At 67.1% G+C, this 3,899-nt stretch carries 2 protein-coding genes and 1 pseudogene; 2 read left to right on the top strand and 1 reads right to left on the bottom strand.

Annotation, left to right across the window (positions count from 1 at the left end):
• Nucleotides 1–44: 44 nt before the first annotated feature.
• Both MKK84_RS29780 and MKK84_RS29775 read left to right on the top strand, forming a co-directional pair.
• Nucleotides 45–1,001: pseudogene (locus MKK84_RS29780) on the top strand (IS481 family transposase); the annotation flags it as partial.
• Nucleotides 1,002–1,679: 678 nt separating this feature from the next.
• Complete coding sequence (locus tag MKK84_RS29775) at nt 1,680–2,378, top strand: sigma-70 family RNA polymerase sigma factor (protein WP_243925750.1); 699 nt, start codon at nt 1,680–1,682, stop codon at nt 2,376–2,378.
• Nucleotides 2,379–2,745: 367 nt separating this feature from the next.
• Here MKK84_RS29775 and MKK84_RS29770 read toward each other — a convergent pair.
• Nucleotides 2,746–3,899, bottom strand: a 1,154-nt coding sequence (locus MKK84_RS29770) for an AI-2E family transporter (RefSeq protein ID WP_243925748.1), incomplete at its 5' end; no start/stop codon positions are given.

The raw sequence follows: 3,899 nt of genomic DNA, 5'->3' as shown, positions 1-3,899 counted from the left end.
CGGTGTGGTGGTACGGTTGACCACCATGCGGCAAGAGATGCGCTATGGGCCAAATTCTTCACGGCAGCGCCCGCACGACGGAGGCGGTCCGTCGCGCAATACAGCTCCGTAAAGAGAGTGTGAGAGCGGCGGCCAAGCGCTACGGCGTCAGCCCGACGACGATCCAGAAATGGCGCGGACGCCAGTCGACGGTCGATGCCGCCATGGGGCCGAAAGAACCTCGGTCGACGGTCCTGACACCTGAGGACGAGGCGATTATCGTCGCCTTCCGCCGGCATACGCTGCTGCCGCTGGACGACCGCCTCTACGGCCTACAGCCGACGATCCCGCACCTGACCCGCTCGTCGCTTCACCGCTGCCTGGAGCAGCACGGCATCAGCCGACTGTCGGACATGGAAGGTGACAAGCCGAAAAAGAAGCGCTTTGCCGATTACCCCATCGGCTACGTCCACGTCGACATCGCTGAGGTCAGAACAGAACAGGGCAAGCTCTACCTGTTTGTGGCCATCGCCAGAACCTCGAAGTTGGCCTTCGCCAAGCTGGAAGCGGAAGCCAACCGCTACACAGCATCGGACTTCCTCCGGGCGCTGGTCGCGTTCGTGCCGTACAAGATCCACACGGTGTTGACCGACAACGGGGCGCAATTCTGCCATGCCCCGCGCAACCGCTCAGGCCCGACAGCCCTCTACAGCCGGCACATGTTCGATCGCGTTTGCCACGAGCACGGCATCGAGCATCGCGTGACCAAACCCAACCATCCGTGGACCAACGGTCAGGTCGAGCGGATGAACCGCACCATCGAGGACGCCACGGTCAAGCGCTACCACTACGAGACCCACGAACAGCTCCGGGCGCATCTGCAGCTGTTCGTCGACGCCTACAACTATGCCCGTCGGCTGAAGACCCTGCGCGGCCTCACGCCCTATGAGCATGTCCTTCAGGTCTGGACCAAAGAGCCAGAACGCTTCAGGATCGATCCGTCACACCTCATCCCGGGACCATACACCGGCGGTCGGGACCAACCCAACGGGCGGCTTTTTTCGCCCGTTGGCCCCCTGTCGGGTTGGCCCATGACCGAGTGTCGGTCACCCGGCGTGGACCAGTCCACATCGCCTCCGTTGGTGCTGCCGAAGGCAAATTCCAGGACCAGGGCCCCACCAGGGAAGCTGGTGCCACGGTCTTTCCGCCGAGGCCGAGGGGTCAGTAGCGACCGTAACCGTCGTAGCCCCGGTAGCCGCCGTAGCGACGCCCTTCGTAGATGCGAGCGTCCCTGCGACCGTAGCCGCTGAACTCGCGGTGGCGGCGATATCCATGCGCCGGAGCCCAGGGCGGCGGGCCACCGTGACGGAAACCACGCTCGCCGCGGACCCAAGGCGGATCCGCCATGGCAGCGGACGAGGTTGCGATGGCGCCACCCGCCAGGGTCAAAACGCCGAGCAAGACCAGCATGGGGGTTTGCGGACCATCGAATGCCTCCCTCAGGTCGGAATATTGCCGACCACGGACCAGAGATGGCGGGCCGCGCCAAACCGTTCCGCGGGCCCTTCGCGTCATCCCTGACCCGGCGCAGTGCCGGTCGGTCCCTGACCTGGATGAACGCGAATTTAGTATCCAGTTTCGCCGTCGTTCAGTTTTGAGGGACTCTTAGAAGCCACTCGAACGCGACGGAGGCGAGGCGCATGAACGGAAAGCTACCGACCGCGGGGGCGGCGCCTGACGCTACGGTCGATGTCGCCGCTCATGTCAGGCACCAGCTCGGGGTGGAGCTGCGCGACTACTACACCCTGCCTGCCGCGACGGGGTTGCCGCCTCGGCTCGCCTATCTCGTCGCCCGGTTCGACGAGGTCGTTTCCCCGGAGCGCTCCGAGCCCGACGACGCGTTTCGCGAGGACCTGATCCGCGCGCTTCCCGCCCTGCGGGGTTTCGCCTTCTCCCTCGCGGGGGACACGGCCCGGGCCGATGACCTCGTGCAGGAGTCCCTGGTGAGGGCGTGGGCGAACCGCCATCGCTTCACGTTGGGGACCAGCATGAACGCGTGGCTGTTCACGATCCTACGGAACCAGTTCTACAGCGACATGCGCAAGGCCAAGCGCGAAGTCGAGGACGCCGACGGCGTCCACGCGGCGACGATGACCGCGCTGCCGGCACAGGAAGGCGTCGTGGAGTTGCAACGGCTGCGGGAGCGCCTCGACCGTATTCCCGAGGCCCAGCGCATGGCGCTGCTGATGGTTGGGGCTGAAGGCTACACCTACGAGGAAGCAGCCGAGTTGCTCCGCTGCAGGGTCGGCACGGTGAAGAGCCGGGTCAGCCGGGCGCGTGCTTGCCTGTCGGAGGCGTTGGGCCTGGGCGAGATGCCTACGGTGGATGCCGTCGCCTGAACGTCCGGCCATCGGCTCGGGACACGACCACGGGTCGAAGGAAGTTCGCCTTGTCGGATACGCCCATTCCCCTGGTCCAGCTCCAGGTCCTGGTGGTCGCAGGCTTGCGGTCGGTCGAGGTCATCGACGGCGGTGACACCGTCGCCGCCAGCCTCCAATCGGCAGGCGGCGACGGTGTGAGCCTCCTCCTCTCGCTGTCCGTGGTCAGCGATCTCCTCTCGCACCTCGCGTGCGCGCTGGACCATCGATTCGACGATCTCGACCTGTTGCCCCCGGGTCGAAACCGCCGTGTGTCGGCAACCCCATTGCGATGGATCCGGTGGGGTAGAACTGGGAAGACGCTTGCGAGCCAACGCGGGCTGGCCCGTCAAGCGACGACCGCAAGGGCAGGCCGAGGAGAGGGGACGGCCGGATCGTGATTCGAGCCGTCCGCTTCCCTCAGACATGCCTCGACGGCGTCCCGGAGCGAGGAGACGTAGGCGTCCGCACCGACCTCGCGGCCGAGCGCAGCGTCGGTGAGCACACGCTCGCCCACCGGCCAGAGGCCGACCAGCACCGGCACCCCAGGCGCCCGGCGCCTCATCCGTTCGAGCAGGTAGCGCAGGTGCGCCGGGTTCCCGGTGATGTCGAGATAGGAGATGCAGACCATCGCGACGCCGGCGAAGTCGAGGTCGCGGATGCCCTCGCGGGAGACGGCCTGATAGGGGGTCACGCGCGCGCCGAGCCCGTGCTTGCGCAGCAGTTGGGCCAGCATCGCCGAGGATGCCTCGTCGAGGGGGCCGCGGCCGGCGACGCACAGGACGGGCGCCTCTCCGCGCCAGGCCTCCGGAAGGGCATCGCGGGGTGACGCCTGCCCCGGTACGGCCTCGGTCCTGGTATGGGTCCGCTCGGCCAGCGTCGGCGTCTCGCTCGGGTTGACCGCCTTGTCGTCGCGTTCCGGCTCCGCGTCCGGATGGTCCTCGAAGTCCTCCACGAGCGAGCGGGCCGAGGCGCGGATGTTGTCCAGTTGCGCCGGCGTGACGACGCCCCGCGCGAAATCGTTGGCGGCGAGTTGCAGGCCCTTGAGCGCCACCTCGTCGTAGTACGAGGATAGCGAGCGTTCCTTCAGCATCGCCTCCGCGACGTCGCGGACCTCGTCCGGGTCACCGGCCAGCATGCGCTGGTAGAAGTTCTCCACCGGCGTGAGGGGCGGCCGGTCTCCCAGCAGAACGTCGAAGAACTCCAGGCTGTCGACATGGCGGCCGAGCACGACGAGGCAGACGGTGAACGGGGTCGCCAGGATCAGGCCGATGGGCCCCCACAGGACGCCCCAGAAAAGGGTCGAGACGATCACCGCCAAGGGTGAGAGCGCGGGGCAGTGGCCGTAGAGCAGCGGCTCGATCACCTGTCCAAAGAGCGGTTCAGCGATCAGGAACCACGCCGCGGTCGCGATGACCATTGACCAGCCGGGCTCGACCGATGCCGCCAAGGCCACGGGCAGGTGGCAGGACGCGCCGGCGCCGATGAAGGGGACGAAGCTCC

The sequence above is a fragment of the Methylobacterium sp. E-065 genome (assembly GCF_022829605.1).
GTDB lineage: Bacteria > Pseudomonadota > Alphaproteobacteria > Rhizobiales > Beijerinckiaceae > Methylobacterium.
Note: the sequence above shows the minus strand (reverse complement) of the source record. Positions and strands in the feature narration are given on the sequence as shown.